The sequence below is a fragment of the Neobacillus sp. YIM B06451 genome (assembly GCF_032667185.1).
In the GTDB taxonomy this organism is placed as follows: Bacteria; Bacillota; Bacilli; order Bacillales; family Cytobacillaceae; genus Bacillus_D.
In genome coordinates, this window is sequence record NZ_JAVFKJ010000002.1 from 147,212 (window position 1) to 172,435 (window position 25,224).

General features: G+C 37.1%; 21 protein-coding genes. 3 read left to right on the plus strand and 18 right to left on the minus strand.

Annotation, left to right across the window (positions count from 1 at the left end; all coding sequences use genetic code 11):
- Positions 1-49 precede the first annotated feature (49 nt).
- Positions 50-445: a secondary thiamine-phosphate synthase enzyme YjbQ gene (locus RB160_RS05260; protein WP_316569185.1), complete on the plus strand. Its 396-nt coding sequence runs from the start codon at positions 50-52 to the stop codon at positions 443-445.
- A 1,928-nt stretch (positions 446-2,373) separates the two neighbouring features.
- Here RB160_RS05260 and RB160_RS05265 read toward each other — a convergent pair.
- Positions 2,374-3,282, minus strand: coding sequence for a nuclease-related domain-containing protein (locus RB160_RS05265; protein WP_316569186.1), 909 nt, complete (start codon positions 3,280-3,282; stop codon positions 2,374-2,376).
- Between the two features lie 489 nt (positions 3,283-3,771).
- Between RB160_RS05265 and RB160_RS05270 the strand changes: the two genes are divergently transcribed.
- Entirely contained in the window at positions 3,772-5,244 is a 1,473-nt protein-coding gene (locus tag RB160_RS05270) for a zinc ribbon domain-containing protein (RefSeq protein WP_316569187.1), read from the plus strand.
- Positions 5,245-5,277: 33 nt separating this feature from the next.
- Positions 5,278-6,105: a zinc ribbon domain-containing protein gene (locus RB160_RS05275; RefSeq protein ID WP_316569188.1), complete on the plus strand. Its 828-nt coding sequence runs from the start codon at positions 5,278-5,280 to the stop codon at positions 6,103-6,105.
- A 285-nt stretch (positions 6,106-6,390) separates the two neighbouring features.
- Here RB160_RS05275 and RB160_RS05280 read toward each other — a convergent pair whose 3' ends face one another.
- From RB160_RS05280 to galE, 17 genes are all read right to left on the minus strand, one after another.
- Positions 6,391-7,350 (minus strand): ATP-grasp domain-containing protein, encoded by a 960-nt coding sequence (locus RB160_RS05280; protein WP_316569189.1) that lies wholly within the window; start codon positions 7,348-7,350, stop codon positions 6,391-6,393.
- A 23-nt stretch (positions 7,351-7,373) separates the two neighbouring features.
- On the minus strand, positions 7,374-8,690 hold the full coding sequence (locus RB160_RS05285) for a type III PLP-dependent enzyme domain-containing protein (protein ID WP_316569190.1): 1,317 nt from the start codon (positions 8,688-8,690) through the stop codon (positions 7,374-7,376).
- 21 nt (positions 8,691-8,711) lie between these two features.
- A complete protein-coding gene (locus RB160_RS05290) occupies positions 8,712-9,635 on the minus strand; it encodes a beta-1,6-N-acetylglucosaminyltransferase (RefSeq protein ID WP_316569191.1) in 924 nt (307 codons plus the stop codon).
- Positions 9,636-9,777: 142 nt separating this feature from the next.
- Positions 9,778-11,574, minus strand: a complete 1,797-nt coding sequence (locus tag RB160_RS05295) for an ABC transporter ATP-binding protein (RefSeq protein ID WP_316569192.1) — start codon at positions 11,572-11,574, stop codon at positions 9,778-9,780.
- Positions 11,575-11,620: 46 nt separating this feature from the next.
- Positions 11,621-12,067 (minus strand): lasso peptide biosynthesis B2 protein, encoded by a 447-nt coding sequence (locus RB160_RS05300; RefSeq protein ID WP_396954673.1) that lies wholly within the window; start codon positions 12,065-12,067, stop codon positions 11,621-11,623.
- 18 nt (positions 12,068-12,085) lie between these two features.
- Complete coding sequence (locus RB160_RS05305) at positions 12,086-12,376, minus strand: lasso peptide biosynthesis PqqD family chaperone (RefSeq protein WP_316569587.1); 291 nt, start codon at positions 12,374-12,376, stop codon at positions 12,086-12,088.
- Positions 12,373-13,305, minus strand: coding sequence for an HPr kinase/phosphorylase (locus RB160_RS05310; protein ID WP_316569588.1), 933 nt, complete (start codon positions 13,303-13,305; stop codon positions 12,373-12,375). Before RB160_RS05310 ends, RB160_RS05305 begins: the two co-directional genes overlap by 4 nt.
- Positions 13,306-13,386: 81 nt before the next feature.
- Positions 13,387-14,256 carry a metallophosphoesterase gene (locus RB160_RS05315; protein ID WP_316569194.1) on the minus strand — a complete coding sequence of 290 codons (870 nt, stop codon included), beginning with the start codon at positions 14,254-14,256 and terminating at the stop codon, positions 13,387-13,389.
- 131 nt (positions 14,257-14,387) lie between these two features.
- Positions 14,388-14,531 (minus strand): paeninodin family lasso peptide, encoded by a 144-nt coding sequence (locus tag RB160_RS05320; protein WP_316569195.1) that lies wholly within the window; start codon positions 14,529-14,531, stop codon positions 14,388-14,390.
- A 14-nt stretch (positions 14,532-14,545) separates the two neighbouring features.
- Positions 14,546-16,483: a lasso peptide isopeptide bond-forming cyclase gene (locus RB160_RS05325; protein ID WP_316569196.1), complete on the minus strand. Its 1,938-nt coding sequence runs from the start codon at positions 16,481-16,483 to the stop codon at positions 14,546-14,548.
- A 35-nt stretch (positions 16,484-16,518) separates the two neighbouring features.
- Positions 16,519-17,781: a polysaccharide pyruvyl transferase family protein gene (locus RB160_RS05330; RefSeq protein ID WP_316569197.1), complete on the minus strand. Its 1,263-nt coding sequence runs from the start codon at positions 17,779-17,781 to the stop codon at positions 16,519-16,521.
- A gap of 36 nt (positions 17,782-17,817) precedes the next feature.
- Positions 17,818-18,873, minus strand: a complete 1,056-nt coding sequence (locus RB160_RS05335; RefSeq protein WP_316569198.1) for an acyltransferase family protein — start codon at positions 18,871-18,873, stop codon at positions 17,818-17,820.
- Between the two features lie 42 nt (positions 18,874-18,915).
- Positions 18,916-20,730, minus strand: coding sequence for a right-handed parallel beta-helix repeat-containing protein (locus RB160_RS05340; RefSeq protein WP_316569199.1), 1,815 nt, complete (start codon positions 20,728-20,730; stop codon positions 18,916-18,918).
- 60 nt (positions 20,731-20,790) lie between these two features.
- On the minus strand, positions 20,791-21,984 hold the full coding sequence (locus RB160_RS05345; protein ID WP_316569200.1) for a nucleotidyltransferase domain-containing protein: 1,194 nt from the start codon (positions 21,982-21,984) through the stop codon (positions 20,791-20,793).
- A gap of 234 nt (positions 21,985-22,218) precedes the next feature.
- The gene (locus RB160_RS05350) at positions 22,219-23,400 is read right to left on the minus strand and encodes a DegT/DnrJ/EryC1/StrS family aminotransferase (RefSeq protein WP_316569201.1); all 1,182 of its coding nucleotides are present in this window, start codon (positions 23,398-23,400) and stop codon (positions 22,219-22,221) included.
- A 110-nt stretch (positions 23,401-23,510) separates the two neighbouring features.
- Positions 23,511-24,113: a sugar transferase gene (locus tag RB160_RS05355; protein WP_316569202.1), complete on the minus strand. Its 603-nt coding sequence runs from the start codon at positions 24,111-24,113 to the stop codon at positions 23,511-23,513.
- Position 24,114: 1 nt separating this feature from the next.
- Positions 24,115-25,173: a UDP-glucose 4-epimerase GalE gene (gene galE / locus RB160_RS05360; RefSeq protein ID WP_316569203.1), complete on the minus strand. Its 1,059-nt coding sequence runs from the start codon at positions 25,171-25,173 to the stop codon at positions 24,115-24,117.
- Positions 25,174-25,224 lie beyond the last annotated feature (51 nt).

Consider the following 25,224-nt stretch of genomic DNA (forward strand, 5'->3'; position numbering starts at 1 on the left):
TCCACTTCGTTGTAGTAAAGTAGACACTAAGAGAAAGGGGAGGTTTTGCATGTTAAAAAAATTCACGCTGCAAACGAATCACCGTGACGAAATGCTTGAGGTGACCGAACTCATTCAAAACTTTGTATCAGACCAGGGCTTGGAGGAAGGGGCGGTCATCGTCTATTGCCCACACACGACAGCCGGCATCACCATTAATGAAAATGCCGATCCCGACGTAAAACGCGACATGATCCGCCGCTTTGATGAAGTCTATCCGTGGCACCATGAAGCCGACAGGCATATGGAAGGCAATACCGCCGCGCATATGAAAGCCAGCACAGTCGGCTCCTCCCAACTCGTAATCGTCAATGAGGGCCAACTATTGCTCGGAACATGGCAGGGCATCTATTTTTGCGAATTTGACGGACCCAGGAACCGGCACTTTTTCGTAAAAGTCCTATAAATCAAAAAGGCCGCCCGGGCAACCCGAGCGGCTTCTTTTAAAATCTGGCTGGCATTGGTCGGCTGAACCAGAATAATAGGAAGAAACTAGTTTCACTCGGTAGTTCATAAGGAACCGTCCCTTGATTTGAGTGACACCTTTTCGGCTTATGGGCAAATCTCTGTCACTCATCCGGATTTGAGTGACTTCCTTTTCTGATTTTGCCCAATCAATGTCACTTATCCGGATTTAAGTGACTTCCTTTTCTGATTTGGCCCAATCAATGTCACTCATCCGGATTTAAGTGACTTCCTTTTTGAATTTTGCCCAATCAATGTCATTTATCCGGATTTAAGTGACTTCCTTTTCTGATTTGGCCCAATCAATGTCACTTATCTGATTTTGAGTGACTTCCTTTTTGAATTTTGCCCAATTAATGTCACTTATCCGGATTTAAGTGACTTCCTTTTCTGATTTTGCCCAATCAATGTCACTCATCCGGATTTAAGTGACTTCCTTTTCGGTTTTTACCTAATCAATGTCACTTATCTGAATTTCAGTGACTTCCTTTTTGAATTTTGCCCAATCAATGTCACTTATCCGGATTTAAGTGACTTCCTTTTCTGATTTGGCCCAATCAATGTCACTCATCCGGATTTAAGTGACTTCCTTTTTGAATTTTGCCCAATCAATGTCATTTATCCGGATTTAAGTGACTTCCTTTTCTGATTTGGCCCAATCAATGTCACTTATCTGATTTTGAGTGACTTCCTTTTTGAATTTTGCCCAATTAATGTCACTTATCCGGATTTAAGTGACTTCCTTTTCTGATTTTGCCCAATCAATGTCACTCATCCGGATTTAAGTGACTTCCTTTTCGGTTTTTACCTAATCAATGTCACTTATCTGAATTTCAGTGACTTCCTTTTTGAATTTTGCCCAATCAATGTCACTTATCCGGATTTAAGTGACTTCCTTTTCGGTTTTTACCTGATCAATGTCACTTATCTGAATTTCAGTGACTTCCTTTTTGAATTTTGCCCAATCAATGTCACTCATCCGGATTTAAGGGACTTCCTTTTCGGTTTTTACCTAATCAATGTCACTGATCTGAATTTCAGTGACTTCCTTTTTGAATTTTGCCCAATCAATGTCACTCATCCGGATTTAAGGGACTTCCTTTTCGGTTTTTACCTAATCAATGTCACTGATCTGAATTTCAGTGACTTCCTTTTTGAATTTTGCCCAATCAATGTCACTCATCCGGATTTAAGGGACTTCCTTTTCGGTTTTTACCTAATCAATGTCACTGATCTGAATTTCAGTGACTTCCTTTTTGAATTTTGCCCAATCAATGTCACTTATCCGGATTTAAGTGACTTCCTTTTCTGATTTGGCCCAATCATTGTCACTCATCTGAATTTGAATGACTTCCTTTTTAAATTTTGCCCAATCAATGTCACTTATCCGGATTTAAGTGACTTCCTGTTCTGTTTTTTCCGTATCAAAGTCACTTATCTGAATTTCAGTGACTTCCTTTTCTGATTTGGCCCACTCATTGTCACTCATCTGACTTTGACTTACATCCTTTTTAAATTTTGCCCAATCAATGTCACTGATCCGGATTTAAGTGACGTCCTTTTCTGATTTGGCCCAATCAATGTCACTTATCCGGATTTAAGTGACTTCCTTTTCTGATTTGGCCCAATCAAAGTCACTTATCTGAATTTGAGTGACTTCCTTTTTGAATTTTGCCCAATCATTGTCACTTATCCGAATTTGAGTGACTTCCTTTACTGATTTTGCCCAATCAATGTCACTTATCCGGATTTGAGTGACTTCCTTTTCGAATTTTACCCTAACAATGTCACTCCGAATTTAGTCAACTGGATTATTCCATATTGGAACAACATGTCCACCACTAGAAGACGGGTATCCATAGCTACTCTTCATTCATAATGTGCCCCTTTTTTTTCTCCTATAATATTAAAGTGCTTCTGCAAAACCCTTAAATATGTACGGCTGTTAAAATCAGCTTCGCACCATTCTCTAAGACTTTTTGTAGTCATTATTCGTTGTGGAAATAACAATTTTAACTCTTTTGCACTCCTTCCAATTGCGGTCTCAACCCTTTCCTTGCTACCGCAATTAATACAAATCAAAAAATACTTGTTCAAAGTAGTCATCCTAGATAGGCACTTCCCACAAAATATCCCCTTCTTCACCCCCTCATACGTATACGCCGGCAACTTGGAATAGTTGCTGTCATCCTTATTGGACGTTAATAGAATATTAGCCAGTTTCTTATGGCCATCATGCAGTTTGGAAGGACGGCTGTCCATTTCAGCCAAGAATCGGTTTACCTGGGTCGGGTGAATAATAGATCCGTCTTCGGGAGCATTGTATAAGGTGAATTCAGGATGGATGAAGACCAGAGTGGATCGAACGAGGAAATTCAGCTTGTTCTCGCGGAGGAATTGATTGAAAAGATAATTGCTTCTGTTAAGCCGCTCGAAAGGATTCTTGCATTTATTGCCTGTCTGCTTTGTGTAAAGTTCGCCATCCTTCCATACATAATCGCCCTTGTAATATTTCACATCAATCGCGTCAATGATTCCCTCGGAAATGATAGTTGAATCGATTTGAAAATCAGAGCGGTTCGCCTCGAGCAACAAATTATTCAAAATATACCTCTCTTCCTTAAGTTTTGCCGAAAGCTTGTCGAATGCCACCTCCCCCTCGAACCCCGCTTCCAGAATCGATAAATAAAACTTTTCGCTCTCAGACAGCTCCATACGCCCATTCAAAGACCGCATGCAAAGCAAATCCGCGGACTCCGTTCGTTCCTTCAGTATCATAAACTCAGCTTCCTTTCATATGTTCTCCCCTTAATTCTACAGAATCCGATTATCCCCCCAACAAACGAATGTGAATATTCCGTTAACTTTTTTAAAGATTCTTTTTGGAAAAATTGGCCCATACACCAAGCCCAGCCCATCACCACTCCGCCGCCAAATACACCCCATTCGCCATCCAGCTAGAAAGTCCGCAAAGCGTTTCAAAACGGCACATTCAATTCGTACACGAATCGCATAAATTCTCTCTTAATACCCATCTTCAAACTGTATTTTCCCGCCACCGTTACCAAAACGAATAACTAGTAAAGCACTGAAAACTTTTTCCAAAACAACAAGGGAATGATGTTATTTTACTATTCCATTTTTCGACAAAATAGGATAAAATCAGTCTATTCTACTATTTTTGCTATTAAAATAGTCTGAAAGGGCGTGACTAAAAGCCTATTAATTTTCCGACAGCATACCAATTTTACAGAGAGGAATGTTTACATGAAGTACTGCAAAGAATGCGGGGCGTCTTTATCCGCTGAAACGAGATTTTGCAAGGAATGCGGGACACCATCGGCGGCCGCCGCAACAAACAATCCAGAAAAAACCGCACCACAGCAGCCATCAAAGCCAATGAACCCCAAAACAAAAAAGTTTATCATTGCGGGAGCCGTTTGTGGAGCGCTCTTTTTTGGAGCTTTTAAAACAGGGGAAGCAATGACAAGCAAAGAACGCAAAATTGAAAAGTTTGAAACTGCTTTGATCGATAAAGATAAAGATGAATTGGCCGACTTGCTTGTTTCCACGGATAAGAAATTAAAAATTGATGCGAAATCGCTGAATGGCCTTGTTAAATACCTGGATGACAATCCAGATTCAGTCTCAACTTTCATACAAACGCTGAAGGATCAGGCAGCCTACTACGATAAAGTAAAAAGCGATTCAGAGTCAGCGGACCAATACATAAAAGATACGATGCCAAGAGGATTATTCAATTTGGAAAAGGGCAAAGGCTCCTTCCTTTTCGATGATTACAACATAACCATTAAACCAACCTATGTCACTTTATCAACGAATTACGAAGACACAGTTTTAAAAGTAAATGGAAAAAAAGTCGCGACGGCCGACTCACCGAATTACTCGAAAATGGTCGGACCGTATGTTCCGGGCGTTTATACAGTGGAAGCCATCCTAAAAAACGATTATGTCACGCTGCAGGACAAACGGGAAGTTCATTTACTAAATCCCGAAACTCATGAAATAGACATGTATCTTGAAGGGCATAATATCAGGCTTAATTCTGATTATGTCGATACCGGGCTTACCGGAAAGACGTTGTTAAACGGAAAAGAAATCAGTGTGAATCCGTTCACTGATGCAACGTTTGGCCCAGTTGTGACGGACGGTTCGCTTCGGATACAGGCTATCGGCAATTTCCCATGGGGAGAAACAAAGTCCGATGAAATAGCCGTCGATGGCGATTGGATTACTTTCGACTTTACCAAGGACGACGCTTTCCAAAAGTCAATTATTGATACGGTTGTATTGAATGCCCGCGAATGGATACAAGCCTATACGGCCGGGGATGCAAACATAATGACAACCTATACGCCTGAAAAAAGGGACGAGCTCGCTTCCGAAATTGCTAGGGACAAAGAATACGGGCGATTGTTTACAGGCACGTTTTTGGGCACAACTGTCGATTTGGATTCATTCCGATTGTCCCATGATGGCGACAATTGGATCGCCAATGTAAAAGTAAAGGAAACATACAGCTCCGATTATTATTATGGAGAAGAAGAGCCTGAATTAAGTGAGGAAATCGAGCACTGGAACTATAAACTTGTCTACGATGAGACTGCGAAGAAATGGACAGTCGCCGATTACTCCAATGCCTGGGGATACAGCGAGGAGAATGCAAAAGAGTTTAAAGAAACGGATCCAAAACGATATACAACTGCTTGGAGCAAGTAATAACCATTTATAAAGGAAAGAGGGATTCATAAAGTGAATTGTCCAAATTGCAATCATCATAATTCTGGCGGCAAGTTTTGCGAAAAATGCGGAACAAACCTGACAACCGGGGCACAAAATGAAAGTGCCGCAACAGTGGAATTTACCGCAGCGCCAACCCAAACGGCAAATGGTTCAACCGCAACGAACCAATACCTTGAAACAACAAAAGCCATTTCCCGGCAATACATTAAATTTGTCCTTGAGGTGTTGAAGAAACCTTTCTCCACCAGCACACAGGTTGGCGGGGAACAATTCATCAACGCAATCATCACGGTCTGTTTGTTTTCCCTTTTCGTCCCGCTAATGTCCTATTTCGTATTAAAAGGCATTATTTCAGACATGGGCAACTTTGGTGGAGGACTTTTCGGAAACGCCGTTCGAGAGATTACCCCTCCTTTCGGCTCAGTTGTCATAAAGCCATTTTTCGGATTTATCGTATTTGTTCTTCTGATTTCGGCATTCACGTTTGCAGCAGTAAAATTGGGTAAGGTCAATGCTACCTTCAAGGAAGTAGCTTCCCGTTTTGGCACGCTTCTCGTTCCATTTACGGCACTTATGCTAGTCGCGGTATTGTTTAGCTTGCTAAAGATTTCTTTCGCCTTTGTTTTGCTGATAATCAGTTTAATAGGCTTAATTTTCCTAGTGCCCGCCCTTGTAATCTCCAGTTATAAAAGCCCGTTCAACAATGGGCTGGATATCGCATATGGCTCGCTGCTAACATACGTTTTAACCTTTATCACGTTAATGATTATGGGTGAATTTCTATTTGACGCAATTGCTTCAGGCCTTGAAGAATATATGGATATTTTTGGTTTATAAAAGGGTCCACCCCAAAAACGCCCCCGTTAAATCCGCTACAGCGGTTATAACGGGGGCGTTATTCATTGTCTAGCTGAATAAAAACATGGCCATTTAAACCCGGGTCTGGCCTTTAAATGAACTAGACCTTGCTGTCACTCTAGGTGACAATAAGGCCCAATTGTTCTGTTTTGACGAAGGGGTGAAAAGTGACTTGATATGCTTCCCAATCAATATAAAGTCTTTATTAGGTTATCGAAAAAACTCACAATATTTCCCGCTTATCTCGTGTGAATCAAGATTAGGTTATAATACGATAAAATTATCAAATTTCACTAATCTTCTACCTTCTTCATAATCACAATCATTGGAAACATTTTGCAAACCTTTTAAATTATTAATTATATTTTTAACAAAATTTTGGCCTAATACATGGGCATGTAGATACCCGCCACCAAATCTTGGATTTATTTCCGATATCATATAACCATCTTCAGTTTTAAAACAATCTATATCTATTGGGCCTATGGGTTTAAGAGCAATTACTAGTTTTTCAATAAGCTCTTTTAATAAGGGATCTTTGTAGGAAACTGATTTATCCGTTTCACCTGATCTCATTGAAATTTTTCTTTTCATAAAAATATTAATAACTTCATTATTTATAAAATCTATATAGCAATCTACACCAAATTCTTCACCTGAAATAAAGGGTTGTATAACGATTTCTTCAGCTTTATCTTGGTACATGATAAGCTCCTGAATGGTTGTTACCTTGTTAACACCTATACTTGCACTTCCTTTTTTCGGCTTTACAATTAACGGGAATTCTATTTCATTACTATTTAAATCATCGAAAACATTATTGATATCTACGTAAGTTGGAACGCAAGGGATTTCATGTTCATGCAAAAATTGATATGTGAGATATTTGTCAAAGCAAATATCCACAACCGTTTTGTCACATCCAATAACCTGGATTAAATTTCTTTCAAACTCCTCTTTAGAATTCGCGAGTACTGCTAATTCAGGGTCAATCAAGGACAAGACACCTGTGATATCGTATTTTCCGCATAAATCAAGGATGTGATTGATATAATTTGGGTCATCTATACGTGGTACTACTTCATGAATATGAGCATGATACAAAGCAGAAGCTGTTGGATCACAGTCTACCGCTACCACTTTTCCGCCAATCTTATGAAGCTCTTCTTTAAAATACTCTACTAATTTTGCACGTCGCCCAGCACTGCAAATTAAGATGTTCATAGGTTTATTCCTTTCCATATTTACTAAAAACAATAAATTTCTTCATTAAAAAATTGGCGGAACGTTTCCTTACGTCTAACTTCAATTAACTCATCTTGATCCATTGCAATAATACTTGGACGTTCTTTTATAAATGGAGGATTGAAAACAATTGTATAGGCCCCAACATTTTCGAAAAGTATATAATCATTTTTTTGAGGCAATACATCGACTATTTCATGGGCTAAATAATCTTTTTCCATACAGGTATACCCGACAATATTAAAAATTTCTTTTGCTTTTCCAGGTTCCTCATTTTGACGAATATAGTTCATCGGCAAATTCTTCTTATGCATAGTCGGTTTGATATTATGAACACTGCCATCTACCAGAACAAAATGTTTATCTCGAATTGTTTTTGTATCAATGACTTTTGTAATGAAAATAAAAACATTTGCAACCATCGCTAGTCCAGGTTCTAATATTAGAGTGGGTTTATTTTCGTGACCACTAAATTCTTTATTCATTACTTCACAGACTGAATGTGCATACTCATTGAAAGTCGGGACAACGGTATTAAAGGATTTAGGCAATTCACCATACATACCGCCTCCGATGTCAATGTACTCTAAACTATCAATAATTGATTCTTTTGCAATTTGACATAGTCTTTCGGTAATTTTCCCATATGTTTCCACCTTTCTTTCCCTTGTGGAAAAATGACCATGTAAACCTACTATCTTGATATTTTTTTGTTCTTTTAACTGTTTTATTACATCATGAAAATCCCCATTTTCTACACAGATTCCAAACCGTCCAATTTCATATCCTTCTTGATGGGGGCTGATTCCATTTTCGGAGATATCAAAATTCAATCTTATACCAATTTTTATTTGTTTCACCGGATGCTCTCGAGCATATTCTTTTACAAAATCAGCCTCATAAAAAGAATCAATATTAATGATACTTTCATTATTCAGGGCATATTGAATATCATCCCTGCTTTTAATTGGTCCGTTAAATATGATTCGTTTTGGATCCTCGCCAATTTTAATCGCTAAGTCATATTCCAACCGTGAAACCACTTCTGCATATGCACCTAATTTGGATAATTCTCTACACAAATAAGGAAGATAGTTAGTCTTATAGGAGTAGCCGATAATAAAGTTCTCATACCTGCTTTTAAATGCATCCTCGATTTTCTGATAATTTTTCCTCAATTTATTGACATCCAGTAAAAAAAAAGAGGAACCAAAGTCCCTTTCTAATTCCCACACCTTCTTATATTCAAATGAAAAATTATTTATCCGATAAGGGATGGATTTATTCTCGGTTTCATTATGATTAACCAGGTTTTTCATGGACCTGTATCCTCCAAAAATTTAGTAGACTAGTTCCTTTTTTTTATCATTTTCAAATTTAACTTTTTCCGTAAAATACTGTATGATCTCAGAATCAATGTTTTCGTCAAATTTTCTAGCAAAGTAACAATTCGATTTCTCGATTGATTGAACATCTTCCATTGTTAAATTTTGAGGAGAATTCCGCTCGCCTAATGTTTCTCCCCATTTCAAAAACATTTGATTGTTATTGATGACAGCATGTTTATAAGGGGAATTCATAATTAATGTTTGAAAAAAACTTTCATCCGGAACCAACGTATTTTCAAAAAATTTATAGTACCACGGGTTATCTTTTAAAAAGCCAATAATGTACTTGGCTACTTCGAATGGAATGGAAAACCATTGCGAACCTTTATAGAACGAGAATTCTTTTGGCCAACTGTTAGTATTCGGTGAAAGATTTATACCCTTGCCATAAAAGGTTAGCAGGATTCTTCTATACATCCGGATAGGGTGGGCGGCAGTATATCTCCTCCTCGCTGCTTTAGGCCAATTAATCTTCATGAAACCTAAGTGTTTATCATCCATTTTTCTATAATTCATATATATTTTTTCGCGATTTTCTGTTAACAAGCTTTTGAATCCATCTTTCACCAATAAATCCTGGCCGCTTCTTAAACAAACATAATCATAATGATTTTGTGACGCTGCCACTTCTTTCAACAGGAGGAGCGTTGCATCAACCTGGCCAATATCTCCCCATTCACAATTGACACTTTGTCTTAATACTTTCACATGCGGATTGATCACTATTTTCCCATTCAGATTTTCATAGCTTTTTTTATCGATATGAACAAAGACATCTGCCTGCTCATCAGCAATTAATTGATGAATGAACTTATTCACTTGATCAGGATTTTTATGAATTTGTAGAATATATGCGGTACGTGAGGCATTTACCATTCGCTATTATCTCCTTTATGAAAAAGTTCTATAAAAAGAACAAACACTCTAAAAATTTTTAGATTATAAGCTAGATAAATAATTTACCTAAAGTTCAATTCTTTATTACGCTCAAGTCAATTGATTTCTCAACACAATATGTTCATACGCTTGCTTCTAACTGCTTTCCTAATAGACGGCTAAACATACCTTGTTTTTCACTTGCAAGTTCAAGATATCTACCATTTTGAATGATTTTTCCTTTTTCCAGAACCACTATCTGGTCAGCATTTCTAATCGTTGACAACCGATGGGCAATAACAATAATCGTCATTTTACCTTTTAACTTATCTAATGCCTCTTTTATATTCAATTCGTTCTCAGTGTCCAGTGCACTTGTTGCCTCATCTAATACCAAGATTGATGGACTGCGTAATATCGCACGTGCCAGGATAACCCGTTGCCGCTCTCCCCCAGACAGAACAATGCCTCTGTCTCCAATAATTGTATCAAGGCCTTCTGGAAGTTTTTGTACAAATTCAGCTGCAGACGAGAATTCAAGTGCCTGCCATATGTCCGCATCAGTTGCATGTTCACACATTAATAACAGATTTTCTCTTATGCTGGCATTGAAAAGAAACGGATCTTGAGGAACATAACTGATAGAATTCCTTAAAGCAATTAGATTTTGAGTTGTAAGAGGAACACCATCAACCAAAACGTCACCACTGTCCGGTTGATTAAGCCCCATAATTATGTCGATTAACGTGCTTTTCCCTGCACCGGAACGCCCAACAATCGCTGTCGTTTGATTTGCAGGTATGTTCAAGTGAATATTCCGCAAAGCAAAGGCCAAGTTACTTTGGTTATAGCGAAAATAAACACCTCTACATTCGATCCCATTCGAAATATTGAGGCGTTCCTTAAGCTCCGTACCTCGCCTTTCAAATTCTTTTGCGGCTTTACATTCATTTTGCAAAACCCATACTGCTTTAAAGGCTGGAAGCGTTGCAGCAATTTGCTCCATAGAAGATTGTATCCCTGCTACTCGCGGCCACAGTCTTGAAAATAAGACAACAATTAGCATCAGCTGACCCGACTGTGCCTGAAATAGGTTTATAGCGAGATAAATAAATGATGCAATTAATATCGCAGAAGCTGTTTTATAATAGAATTGTGATTTTGTTCTTAGCTTTGTAAATTCAAACTGCTCCTCCTGCATTTGCTTGGTGATGGATTCATACCATTCAATTCGCGACTCTTCCAAAGTATTGCATTTAATGTCTTTGATACCATTGATCTGATCAGAAATGCCGGCGAGATGCCCTTTGCCTAATTCATAGTTTCTGTTACCTAATGTTAATGACCTCCGTAGAAAGGTACGATTGACAAAAATAAGTATGAATCCAAATACCAATATAAAGCTTGTTATATAGGGTGAAAGGTAGAAAGCAAATGTAATTTGTATAAATGTGAAGATCAGAGCGGTAAGAAATTGAAGAAAAGATATCGTCCCTCCACTCGCCCGAACAATTTCGGTTGTCAATATATTTATTAGATCGGACTTTCTTTTTTTTACAAAGAAATCCCAGTTGGCATAAAGGATAGCCCGGTATGTTTCCAATCTCATATAGCGGAAAAAGCTTTGTTGAATCATTGCGTTTTGAATTGAGACACGATGCTGTATTAGATTTTGAACAATCACAATGAGTATAAAAATAGCTAATATAATTGCCAAACTAACTGCGGTTGGAAAATTTCTCAACCACATTACGATTGCCGCAACATGCTTTTCTCCTGCATCTAGATCAGCAATACCGATCATACTAATCATTGGGATTAGTAATAGAATACCGATCCCTTCAAGCAAACTCATAACAGTCATTAATAAAAGATTAATATATAATTTTATTCCAGAATACACATGAATCTGTTTTAAAAAATACAAAAGGTGCTTCATTTTTTACCCCCTAAGTTTTTTTGGGGTGAAATAACTGGCTATCTATTTACATCTTTTTCGCAAACTTTCCTACTACTGTGAATTTCTCCATTCCTTCTGCACCTGATACATAAATGGAGCCACTTCGCAGCCAGGCGTGAGCAATCATTTTCCCAGACCCATCTCTTCCGGTACCTAAATAAAGCGTACATTCTATTTTGCGCCTTTCTAACATTTTCATGCCAGCGAGTGCTTTAACAAGACATTCACTTTCCCAAAATGTATAACGGCTCATTGTATGAATGGCACAGGAAATATCCTTGACCATCTCACCATGATGTTCATTTCCATGAAAAGGAGTCTCCTCCATGTGGTTCCCGAGCGAAGGTGTTATTTTACTAAAGGGAAATTGCTTTACAATCCGGGCCCAGCCTAAAAATAGGAACGCCTCCATCATTGTTTTCCGGGTAATGGAATGTAACGTAAAAAAACGACTTACCTTCCGTAAAAACATTACCATCGATTGTTCTCCTTAACGTTTTTCAATCAATCCCTCATTAAAAAGCTGTTCCAAAAAGACTAACACCTGCTCCTGACATACGGAGTTTTCCACATTATAGCTATCTGTTAATTGATCCACTATTTTTCTTATTTGAATAGGTGACTCTATTAACCCCCATATTTCTCCGCCGATTTCACCCAGGTTATAATATTTTCCATTCGTGATACTTAACATCACCTTTTCTCCACCCATATCACTCGTGATATTCCCATTCCTTTGAACAACCGTCTCGTCTAACGAAATAAGTTTATCCACTTTTATTCCTCCCCTTTAACTGTATTTAAAATTAATGTTGTTAAATCATGTGCTGAGAAGTATGAACCTGGCCGACTTATTCTGTAACTTTTAAAACTATTTACCAGGTCAGCAGTAAATTGAAAATGCCATTGCATCAGTCTTGCAGGAGCCAAAAGAAAATGACGATATGTATGATGAAAGATTGTTTGCAAACTGTGAAGAGTTGTTAATGGCTGAATTCCGATATCAGTTTCCTCTGTTTTTACTAGTTCAAATATTCCTGCAAGTGGCAATGGCTTGGTGGCAAATTGGTCATGGACCGGTATCACGAATTTGTCCTCGCGATCGACGATAGGACGTAAATGGTCGGAAACATCGCCAAACGCCTTTAAGCTTTCTTGCCAAAGTTTTTGTTGGGGATATGCGGGCGTGACAACCGGTGTGTTTGCACTAGTAAAAGACACAGGGATGACATCATCACTAATTAGACGATATCCCTTCCTTAAAAAAGCTGAAGCCAACGTCGATTTACCTGCACCTGAATCACCAACAATGGCGTACGCCTTTCCATTTATTTCGACTGCACTTCCGTGTAAAGGAAGAATTCGCCGCTGCAGCAACAAAGCCCCCATGCAAGTTCCTAGTAAGAACAGACGGACTAGGTCTTCGTTGGAGCCAGTCAAAGGAGAAACGAATACCCGATTACCATTTTGAATTAGATAGATGGCAACATTGGGAACCTGGAACATTGTGAAATTCTCTTTCATAATAAAAGGACTATCGTGTTGTTCCCTTAGATGAGCCCATAAATCAGTCAAATCCGTTAACTCGAAAACAATATCGATCTGTTCATCTTTGCTTTCGTATTCCGGCAATTCCGGCAGCAAGAAATCACTATCAATAATGAATCCAAACCCCTTGTAAACCACTTTTTTATCAATCGTTTGCATGATTTCCCCTCCAAAAGCTAAGGCGTAAAAATAGTAACATTTCGTTATCAGGAAATTTTAAATAATGTTTAAGCAATAAAAAAATTACTTAGGGCCTCTCAATATAAGTAAGTTAATTTCCGGAGTGTTAAAATATCGAAAATCCAATAAGGGTATAGCATCACTACTGCCTAATCCAGTACTCACATATTGTTTTATTTTTCGATACTCCCATAAACCTTTTACTCTATCTTGTGGAGGGAATAGCCCATCCATTGGATACGAGCCTTCAGGAATAAAGATGGCGCCGAACAACGGTAATCTAATTTGCCCGCCGTGGTAATGACCAGCCATAAGCAAATCAAGATCCCTGACTATATGATTTGGTTTTGAAAATATGAAGTCTATTTTAGCATCCACGACCGGATAATGAGTTAATCCAATCAAGACATCTTTTGATTCTGAGGAGCCTTCTAATGCATTTTCAAAACTCACGAAAATTACTTTGCCAGTATTTTTTTCAACACGATAATTGGATTCAAGCAGTTTGACGCCTCTTTGTTCGATCCCAACAACAAAATCTGTTTTATGATTGAAATTGTCATAACTTTCGGGATCGGTATTACCAGGAACAAATAAAGCGGTTTCCTTGTTATCAATACCATCCAACAGATCATAAAATGGCTTATAATTCGTGCTTTCGCTATTCTTTAACATATCTCCCGTGAACACAATGGCATCATAAGACAACGTATTGATCTTCTTTATCAACCTAACTTGATCTTTTCCAAATTCTTTTTCATGTAAATCTGATATTTGCAGAATGGTGAAACCATTTAGCTCCTTAGGCAAGTGACCGATAACCACTTCCTGCTTGGCGATTTTGATACGCTGATTGTCTACAAATGTATAAGTAATGAGGGTAAAAACAATGATAATTAAGGCAAATGAATGGTTTTTCTTAAATATCTTCATTGATAAAAACTCCAGTGGTATACCTCATGGTTTTAGTCACTTAAAAAAAGTAATAAGACACCCCTTATCTAAAAGAGGTGCCTCACCTTTACATTACTACCCAGCAGAATGCCAAGCATTTGTTATGTTTATCAGCTATCATATCCCCAAGTTAAGTCACTGTATCGGGTGTTTGCTGGAAAACTATCATCAAGAAAATCTCCCGGCTTAGTGTTTGCCATTGTCATGTTCACTTCAAGAATTTCCAATACAGGCTGCTTCCATTCCTTTTTCATCGTATCACCTCCTCTCAATTAAACCTTTTTAAATATCGGAATAGAATTAAGCTTCGCATTAATAGTCTGTATTCCCCGGCAGGTGCCATTTCAGGCCGTGGTCCTTCCTTTTTAGCCCTTTCAAACGCCTTCTTAAAGGTTTGACCATCTATATATTCTAAAATCCTTTCATCTTTAGTAAGTTGTTCTAACTCATCTATAAAGTTATTCCAATAAGGACCCATCCTATGTAACCAATCAGCACCTTGGACCCCTTTTATTTTTTGGTTTAACCTTACCTTATCTGGCAAATAGTTTTTTGTGGATTTCCGGATTAACGAGCGGTCCATTCCATTTTGCACATATTGTTCTTCCGGAACAGATAAACAAAAACGAATAACACGTAAATCATTGGTTGGATCGCGTTTCCATAATGAATAACGGACTGATAGTTTTGTCGCGAGCGTATTGGTTGCATTCCAATGAAATAGTTCTTCAAAATGATTTTTTCTATGTTCAAAAATATTTGAGGTGGACAGCCAGCCGGTTGAATCCATTCCATGTTCTTTAAGTTTTGTGTGGACATTTGTTTTCTTGGCAAAATCAGGGTTTATCATTACAGAAAAAGGATCCTGCGGGTTTGATGGAAAGATGCGATCAAGGAATGGATAGGCCAACCTCGCTATACCAGGGATTCGGCGTAATCTGGCCCCACCCACATTTTGACTATAGTGATTTAATTCTTTAAACAGTTTAATCCATTTCATTCTTTTTAAAAGAACAGCATAATAGTCCAATGCTGAACCCCAGGATATGCTCAAGTTTCCTCTTCCGCCACTTAACAGGACGCCCGCTCCTACTTGATGCGCTTTCTCAAACACCCCTTTGATCCAAAAGGAATTTTCAAAAAACTTATAAGGCATTTCAAGTATTTCTAAGAAATCGTTAATTTCGGAAAAAGGATTCCTGCCATCAAAGTCTAAATAATGGTTTTTAATTCCTCCTAAAAAGTGAACGGTTGATTGGATGAAGGGTCTTTCATCAGGCAGCAGGTACTTAGGGGTATAATCGTTGAAATCACTTGGTGGAATATAACTAAATGTATGTAATGGTTTCTTTTCCAGGCTAAGCTGCTTTACCGCAAAGCTAACCACAGCCCCAGAATCTAAGCCACCGCTTAAATGTGATCCAATAGCACGATATGTGCGTAAACGGCATTGAACCGCTTGATTGAAAACACTTTGGAAGGCTTCTACATATTCGTCACTAGACCGTAAAATCAAAGGTTTTCCAGCGTTTAATGTACAATACCTTTTTAGATTAATTTTTCCTCCAGCCACTGAAATGCTGTGTGAAGGTGGTAATTGAGCAATATTTTTGTAAGGTGTGGAAGAGACATCTACTGTATCGACCACTGAGGATACTGCTAAGAATTCAGCCAGCCATCCCTCGTTCAATTCTTTCCGGACATAAGGTAATGTGAATAAAGGCTCTATCGTTGTGCAGAAAGCAAAACGCTGCCCACAGGAGTTGTAATAAAGGGTCCTGCCACCGGAAAAGTCCCTTGCCCCAAAGAGGAGTTGTTTCTTTTTATCCCAAATCATAAAAGCAAAATCACCAATTAAAAACCTTGGGCATTCCTCACCCCATTTTTTGTATGCATGTAACAGTAATTGGCTATCTGTTATATTTTTTTGTTCAAATGGCTTTATGTTTAACATTTCAAACAATTCATACCGATTATCGATAATCGCATCTGCTGTAATAGTTAATTGTGCCTTACAATCATAGTAAGGCAGCGTCTCGCCAACAGATTCTGGTGTAATCCATTGAGAATGGCAACAAAAAAAGGCATTTCCATCATTCCATGTTTGGATCGTATCCACAGGAAAATGATCTAATGCCTTCATCATTTTTTTGCTATCATTTACGGGTTCATCATTAAAATGAATGATGCCAGTTATTGCACTCATTCGTACCTCCCTAAGTGCTAATATTCGGTGGAAATTTATTTAAGACCCATTGATATAAAGATAACAAAATCCAAATCCATGCAGAGGAAATAAATCATTATAGCTAATTTCCCAATAGGAAGATTGTAATAGATTGGCCCAAGAATCGTATTCACAAATTCCGTGGATTTCCTTATAGCTTCTTCTCTAAATTTCCTTAACATTCTTGAAAAGGATTTAACGTAGACTTTTTCACTGTTTAAAGCATCGAAAAGTGGTCCAAACTTATCACTTAAATCCACGCTGAGCTTTAGGTCATCACTTTTACGATTATATAAGGTATTTATAAACTCTAAAATTTTACTTGGCTCGAATTCCTCTACAAAAGTAATGAACTTTAAATCGGCAAACCAGTTGTTATACGTTGCTGCAATTTTATGATTACTGTTTGGTAATACGACACAAGGAGTTTTTGTAATAGCACAAAAAATCATCCCATGCAGCCTGTCAGTAATTACAACTTTTGACTTTTTAAAAACATCCAATAGTTTAGTTAATTCTTGTTCGCCCAATTCTTTTGGCAAGTTAGGAATATACGTATCGTAAGCTATTACGTTTGCGTATTTCTGTTTAATCGAAAGTAGGAGACTGTCTTTTTGCTGATTTGATAACTTTTGCTCCAAGTCACTTCGTAAACACAGGATTATTCCATTCCTCTCTGTTTTAGAATCCATATTCTTTAGGGATAAAACAATATCAGGAACTAAATAAACCTGATTATTCCTGAAACTTACTTTCATCTTTTCAAAGGATTGAGTCTCTCTAGCGAAAATGTGTAAATTTGGATGTTTAGAGTACACTTTTATACTTTGGTCTAGCGATTTGCTGTTCTTAAAATCAATCGACTGAGGAAATGAGATAATTTTATTATGAGGAAATAATTTAATAGTGTATCGTCTGCTTTCCTCCAATACCTTATAAGAATCCCCCATATTTCCTCCGCCAATAATCGTAATCAAATCGGATGGTTGAATACAATTTTTATATTTTCTTAGCAGATAAATATCATTGGCATACAAGGTCACTATTTTGTGATTGGGAAAATGTTCTTCTAAATATTTTACTTGTGCATAAGTGATGGCGATGTCACCAAGGTTTCCATAATCGGCAGCAATGGCCACAATTATTTTTTCGTCATTTTTCGAAAGAGGTGGAAAATCCTCTTTGTTAAAAAGTAAGTATTTAATCACTATTTTCAACTTGAAAGGGACTTGTTGTGTATATTTGATGGACATAAATCTTTTCAAACTATTATACATTACGATTCCCACCCTAATCGCTAGATATTCCTTCGATTATGCAATCTTATGATGACTCACAACTTTTTTATTTTTCGATCGTAATTTTTGATTGATTGGTTTCTCTATGAATGAATAGACAAAACAACCGCTAATGATAGATAAAAGAATTAATAATATACTTAATGCCATCTTATTGAAGGATAGAAATAGGTTTGAACTAAGGATTTTACTAAATCCAGACATGAACAAATAGTGGGTAAGGTAAATACTGAAAGAAGCATTCCCAAAATAATTTGCAAACTTTGGTATCGTAATATCTTTTTGTAAATCTATAAAAGATAATCCTAGAATTAAGATGATGGATGCCAGGCCTGTCGTAATTTGAAGACTAATTGTAACAAAATGAAATTGTTCATTAATCCAAGACAAAGGAAATACGAGAAAACCGATTATGACAAATAATAAAGATAAGACATAGGGTATTCTGTGCCTGGTAACAACATATGCACTAACAATTCCGGATAAGAAAAGTAAATTATTAAAGTTGAAAAAGAAGTTCATCAAGTAATCTGAGCTTGTCAGTAGATTTACACTAAAAACAACCGACATTAACCCCCAAATGATGATTACTCCCCACGAAAAGGATTTATTTTTAAGAAAGAAAAGGGAAAATATCAGATAAAAAAACACAGTATGCACTAATGACCAAGCAACACCTATGATAGGTTTATTTTGACTTGGCAAAAGAAATAAAGATTTTATAATCTCTCCAATTTCTCTCTCGTAACCCTTACCCAAACTTGGAAAAATAAAATAAATAGGGATGATTAAAAGTGTTAGTATCCAGTAAATCGGATATATTCTTTTAAATCGACTCGATAAATAATGTTTAATGATTTTTTGATTCCCATATTCCTCATGATATAGGTAATAGATCATAAATCCTGAAAGGACAAAGAAATAATAAACTCCACCTGATTTGGTTACATCTGGCAATCTCAGGAAATCATACTGAAAATACACTTTCATAAAAGCATTAGCATGAAATAATACAACAAGAAGTGGTACTAATGCTCTTGAGAACTGTATCAAGTTTAAGCGTTTTCTCATATAATCCTCCATATATTCATACAGCTAGAAGAATCTTTGGTTTTATTCTGTCAGCTCAGAAATTTGATTTCCCGAAATGATTAACCCCTTTATAACACCAGTTCCGGATTCAGTTTTGGTTATCCCTCTTTTTCCTCCTGAAATTATGTTATTCTTGATTTCAATATTTTCCATTAGACGATCATTTGCAACAATATCAACACCCGAAGCATTTTTCACAATATTGTTATTTATTTTTACGTTTCGAGTTATTCCTTTAATATAGAGTGCATACTCATTGAAATTGGTAAATCTATTATGATGAACATTCAGACCATCAATTCTTTTGTCATCATAATAGTTATAATCTGTAAAAATACCGTATTCAAACTCATTAAATAAGTTATTTGCAACTGTTGTATTCGTAATATCTGTTTCAGACGCAGATAATCGAATTCCGGAATATCCCGAACCTTGAAACTTATTATCTGTAATGGTTGTTTCAAATGCCCCCGCTACAATGTGGACTCCATTTCCAATTGTAGAAATATTATTTTTAAAAATCTGGGTTCTTTTTGAGAGAACACCCCATGTTCCTTCAATCGTAATTCCACTTTCGGAATTTATATTGTTGTTATAAATTTTTAGATCTTCATTTTTAATCCAAACAAATATAGACGAAACGTTGAATGTATTATGATGGATGCTTGCCTTTTTTGTTTCCATAACAAGAAACTGTCCAGAAGGGCAATTTATGTCGTTATTGTAAAAATCAACGTCATGAAAGAAGTTGCCATCCTCCTGCCCGCCTTCAAGTTGGACACAATATCCTTTAGTATTCGAGGTAAAGGTGTTATCCCAAATCTTCGCATTATAAAAAGACATTTCTTCCCAAGGCTCAAAATGAAGAGCCGGGCGCCCGGTCTTTGACGTACTGACATTATTGAAAATTTGCAGATTGTTAACTTGTTCAAGAACAATATTTGAACGTCGGTTATCTTCTAGAATATTATTAGAAATAATGACATTATCACTTGTCTCAGTAGAACCCGAGATGGAAATTCCATCCCCTACTGCATTAATTAGTCTATTGCTATCAATTAAGATATTTTTGCTGTCCCAAGCGAAAATAGCATGCATATGCTCAATTCCATTTGGATGATTTTCGGCATTTCCATCAAATGTAATATTTTGAATCTTCACGTTGCTTATGCTTTCCAGGTTAACCATCCTTGTAAAATCATCGAGAGCTTGATCAGATAATTTTATAACGACCAAATCACGGCTTTCCCCGACTAAGTTGACATTCGACTTGATAAATACTGGATTAATAATGTAAGTTCCTTCAGGTACAAAAACTTCCCCTCCGCCTTCTTTGGCAACAAAATCAACCGCTTTTTGAAAGGCCGTTGTATCATCACGCTTCCCGTCTCCGTAAGCTCCATAGTCTTTAACATTTACTTGTAAGAGTGACCAATTAACTGCTACTGAAATGGCTTTAACCACATCTTCGTATTTTACCGTAATGGTCGCAAAACCAGGTCCCTTTGCCGAAATAAATCCACTTTTATCTACAGCAGCAACTTTTTCGTTCGATGTGGAATAACTGCTTTTCTGTGTAACATTTATTTTAGATCCATCAGCGTATAGAGCTGTTACAGCTGGTCGAATCTTTTCCCCATTTTTTATGTTATAACTAGTTGCATCCAAAGTTAAAGAGAGGCGAGAGTTGCTAGGATTACGATAGTCTGGAGACTGATTCAATGTACTCAACGAATCCTGTCCGTCATCCTCCTTAAAGTGAAGGTAATCCTTAAAAACAAGCATCAGCGTTAGCAATACAAATAAAAATAGGGTTGCATGATTCTTCCTAGGCAATATTCCACCTCCCATTTTTTAAATGATTGTTAAGGTTAAATGAATACTCCTTTTAACATATTACAAAATGGTTTGCTTTCTAGTTTTTCTCATAATCAATAAAAATGGCCTTAAAGGAAAATATAAAACATATAAGTATTTTGGTAATTTCAGTGTTTTTACATCCGTAATGGATGGATAAAAAATACTAAGAATGTATATACATTTTTGACTGTAGGACATAAGTGAGAATAAATAACGTTCATGATACTTTGCAACTTTCAATGGAAGTGAACTCGCATGAAGATTAACCATATTTTCTAAATAAAACATGGTACTTTGTACTAACCTGCCACTATATTTGCTAGAAATGAATGGCATCATTTTCCTAGGCAGAGGTGTTTTTAACAATTCAGAAGCTAAGAGCAATGCCTGCCCGCCTATATGTAAGGATTCAGAGCCATTTAAGATTTTTTTCGCCTTATTCCAATCAATTTCTTGGTTCAATAATCTATTTATATCAACCAACCAACGGAGCCTGGACCACCCATGCCGTGCACCATGTGTTGTAAGAAAATAAAATAAATCTTCCCGCCCTAAATAATTTACAGATAGGTTCTGGTGAGAACTAGTTCTTTTCCTTTCCCACATTTCATCAAAAGTTGGTTCTTTTCCAGGACCAGGATTCAGTCGCCAGTGAATTTCAATTTTTATCCTTTTATTGGAATGAATGAATGAAATATGATGGTGTCTCCATTTCCAATCATTCAATACAGTTTCAATTTGAAAGGAGTCATCTTTCTCATAACCCATTGATAAAAGAAGTTTATCTATTTTTTCCAAATCATTTATTGGCACGAGTAAATCTAAATCATTGCAAGTGCGAAGCGAAAGATCTCCGTACAGATCTACAGCAAGGATAGGGCCTTTCAAAACAAGCAAACGGATTCCGTTTTTAGCAAATAGTTTGCTGATATGAACCATTTCTGCACTGATGCGAAGCATTTCAAACGTATTTTTTTTGTATTCCTCAGATATCGTTTGGACAATACTTTTGGGAATTATGTTTTCATCTATTATTTTTATTTTGGAATACAATAATGGATAAAGCCGGTGATGCATAGCCAAATCCAAAAAAAGAGCCCAATCAATGTTATTGTAATTTTGTGTATCCTTTAATGGACTTTTTTCTACCTCCTCATTCCTTATCAACTCAAGCATTAGCAATAATTCCTTGGGAAGCCTGCCCCAATCGATGCTTAACTTATTTGTCATATATTTCTCCCATTGTAAATGTTGGTTACCTTTTATGGTTTAAACCCAAAATCATGTTGATTTTAGATTTTATTTCACCAATTACTTCCACTACATTGGTATCTTCGTTGTTTTCTCCCATTTCATAAATTTGATTAACATTTCTTTGAACTGCTGTAGGTCAAATCTATCGGAATTGTCCATATTTCCTCATTCTCCAATATTCTTTAAAATCAATCCATCAATGAATCGTTATTATCCTAATAAGCGGGTTTGTTTATAAACATTAGGTTGTAAGCAATTACCTATACAATTTATGACCCTCATCTGTTGTTCCTTTGTCATGGCTGAACCAGAAGGAAGGCAGAGGCCCTTTGTAAATAATTTTTCTGCCACATCGTGATTTTCACAATGAGAATAATATAAACATCCATTAAAAAGAGGCTGTAAATGCAGTGGTTTCCATACCTGCCGAACTTCAATATTTTCTGCTGTCAACAACTCTATTAATTTGTCATTTGAAATTCCCGCTTCCTTTTCATCCAATAATAATGTCGTTAACCAGCGATTGGAACGCGAATTTTCCAACTCACTCATGAATGTAATTCCAGGCAATTCACTTAAATGCAAAACGTATTCGTTAAAGATGTATCGCCTCGCGGTTACCCTGTCCTCCAAAACCTGTAATTGAGCTCTGCCAATCCCAGCGAGGATATTGCTCATCCGATAATTAAATCCAACCGCACTGTGTTGATAATATGGGAAAGGGTCCTTTGCTTGTGTAGATAAGAAACGAGCTTTATTTATCTGATCCACATCATTGGATACGAGCATCCCACCTCCTGATGTCGTGATAATTTTATTGCCATTAAAGGAGTAGATGCCAAAAGACCCTAATGTACCGCTCGCTTTTCCTTTATAAGTGGATCCGAGCGATTCTGCAGCATCCTCAATTACTGGGACATCGTATCGGTCACATAGCCGAAGAATTTCATCCATTTTCGCGCTTTGACCATACAGGTGAACGACAATGACTGCTTTTGGCAAGTTTCCTTCAAGTGCTGCTTCTTTTAAAGCTCGTTCCAATGCCTGAGGCGACATATTCCAGGTTTCAGGCTCGGAATCGATAAATACCGGTTCGGCACCCTGGTAAATAATTGGGTTCGCACTCGCAACAAACGTAAACGTTGAACAAAATACCCTATCTCCTGGGCCTACATCTAATAATTGCAGTGCTAAATGAATCGCCGCAGTCCCCGAACTTACTGCAGCAGCAGCATTTACCCCCAGGTAAGAGGAAATTTCCCTTTCAAAACCATCAACATTAGGACCTAATGGTGCAATCCAGTTCAACTCAAATGCACTATTGATATAAACTTGCTCATTGCCACTCATGTGCGGTGGAGATAAATAGATTTTTTCATTATGATTCTCCATTTTTCCAACCCCCCGTTATGAACCTAATAAAAAAACTATCGAACCATTACTATTCGATAGTTGTTATGGATATGATGAAATTGCTGCTTCTCAAACACCATACGAATTACTTAGTTATGGCTTGAAGAGTTACCTTCAAAATCTGGCATTGTTACATGACTTTCATTACTTATTCCTTCTGATATTAATACCTTTTTAAATGTCAAAAATAAAATTTTTACATCCAAATTAAAACTTTGATTCTGGACGTACCAAACATCCAACTTAAACTTCTCATCCCATGTAATCGCATTTCTTCCATTTACTTGTGCCCACCCGGTTATCCCTGGTTTAACTAAATGCCGTTTAGCCTGTTCTTCACTATATAACGATAAATATTCAGGGAGTAAGGGCCTTGGACCTATTAAACTCATATCACCTTTAATAACGTTAAGAAGTTGTGGAAATTCGTCAAGACTTAATCTTCTAATGAGTTTACCAAATGATGTTAACCTAATATGATCTGGTAATAACATCCCTTGCTGGTCTCGGTCATCCGTCATTGTACGAAATTTATAAAGTTCAAAAAGCTCACCATTAAGACCCGGGCGCAGTTGTTTATAGATAATGGGGGAACCTAGCTTTAACCTTATTAATATGGCAGTCAACAATATGAATGGGAAAAACAACATAAGACCCAAAATCGATAATACGAGGTCTAATAATCTTTTCATTTTACACCTCTTGTATTATGTTATTGTTTGTTATTGTTAAATTTGCATGTTCTTCATAACCGTTAGGGTTGTTTATCTGCCACCTCCATGTATCTTCGCACATCTCCTCAATTCCTCTATAGGCAATCCAGCCAAGCTCCTCCTTTGCCTTTACCGGATTGGCATAACAGATGCCTATATCACCAGGGCGGGGATCAACTATTTTGCAAGGTATTTTCCTCCCGGATACTTTCTCAAAATTTTTGATCATTTCCAATACACTATAGCCAATTCCTGTTCCCAAATTGTATGCATCTACCCCTTTAGTTTCCAGGACTTTTTTAAGCGCTTTAATATGCCCAATGGCAAGATCGACAACATGGATATAATCCCTTACTCCCGTTCCGTCCCTTGATGGATAATTATCGCCAAACACGTTTAATTCATAACGTTTTCCGACAGCAACTTGTGAAATGAACGGCATCAAATTGTTCGGAATACCATTGGGATCCTCACCGATAAGACCGGATTTGTGTGCTCCAATGGGATTGAAATAGCGCAAAAGAGCGATACTCCATTCATTGTCCGAATGAAATAAATCGCTCAAAATTTCTTCAATCATCTGTTTAGTTCTTCCATATGGGTTCGTTGCACCGAGGGTAAATCCTTCATCTATTGGCACCGAATCTGGATTTCCATATACGGTTGCAGAAGAGCTAAATACCAATTGTTTCACACCATGCTCTTTCATTACCTCGCACAAATTCAATGTTCCAGTGATATTGTTTAAATAATATCGAAGTGGTAATGCAACGGATTCCCCAACTGACTTTAGTCCAGCAAAATGCATGACAGCTTCAATTTCATTTTCATAAAAAATAGACTCCAGCCCATCTTTATCGAGTAGGTCAACATTATAAAATGTAAAGTCTTTACCTGTGATTCTGCGAATCCGATTTAGAGATTCTGGTTTACTATTTGAAAAATTATCGACAATTACAATATGATATCCAGCATTCAATAGTTCAACACAAGTATGGCTTCCAATATACCCAGCCCCACCTGTAATTAGTAAGCCCACAGGAACCCCTCCTCCACCAAATTTCTGTATACACGAAACAAAAAGAGATTA

Coding starts and splice junctions, on each gene's coding strand:
- RB160_RS05260 (WP_316569185.1), top strand. CDS start 50: ATGTTAAAAAAATTCACGCTGCAAACGAATCACCGTGACGAAATGCTT.
- RB160_RS05265 (WP_316569186.1), bottom strand. CDS start 3,282: ATGATACTGAAGGAACGAACGGAGTCCGCGGATTTGCTTTGCATGCGG.
- RB160_RS05270 (WP_316569187.1), top strand. CDS start 3,772: ATGAAGTACTGCAAAGAATGCGGGGCGTCTTTATCCGCTGAAACGAGA.
- RB160_RS05280 (WP_316569189.1), bottom strand. CDS start 7,350: ATGAACATCTTAATTTGCAGTGCTGGGCGACGTGCAAAATTAGTAGAG.
- RB160_RS05285 (WP_316569190.1), bottom strand. CDS start 8,690: ATGAAAAACCTGGTTAATCATAATGAAACCGAGAATAAATCCATCCCT.
- RB160_RS05290 (WP_316569191.1), bottom strand. CDS start 9,635: ATGGTAAATGCCTCACGTACCGCATATATTCTACAAATTCATAAAAAT.
- RB160_RS05295 (WP_316569192.1), bottom strand. CDS start 11,574: ATGAAGCACCTTTTGTATTTTTTAAAACAGATTCATGTGTATTCTGGA.
- RB160_RS05300 (WP_396954673.1), bottom strand. CDS start 12,067: ATGTTTTTACGGAAGGTAAGTCGTTTTTTTACGTTACATTCCATTACC.
- RB160_RS05315 (WP_316569194.1), bottom strand. CDS start 14,256: ATGAAGATATTTAAGAAAAACCATTCATTTGCCTTAATTATCATTGTT.
- RB160_RS05320 (WP_316569195.1), bottom strand. CDS start 14,531: ATGAAAAAGGAATGGAAGCAGCCTGTATTGGAAATTCTTGAAGTGAAC.
- RB160_RS05325 (WP_316569196.1), bottom strand. CDS start 16,483: ATGAGTGCAATAACTGGCATCATTCATTTTAATGATGAACCCGTAAAT.
- RB160_RS05330 (WP_316569197.1), bottom strand. CDS start 17,781: ATGTATAATAGTTTGAAAAGATTTATGTCCATCAAATATACACAACAA.
- RB160_RS05335 (WP_316569198.1), bottom strand. CDS start 18,873: ATGAGAAAACGCTTAAACTTGATACAGTTCTCAAGAGCATTAGTACCA.
- RB160_RS05345 (WP_316569200.1), bottom strand. CDS start 21,984: ATGACAAATAAGTTAAGCATCGATTGGGGCAGGCTTCCCAAGGAATTA.
- RB160_RS05350 (WP_316569201.1), bottom strand. CDS start 23,400: ATGGAGAATCATAATGAAAAAATCTATTTATCTCCACCGCACATGAGT.
- RB160_RS05355 (WP_316569202.1), bottom strand. CDS start 24,113: ATGAAAAGATTATTAGACCTCGTATTATCGATTTTGGGTCTTATGTTG.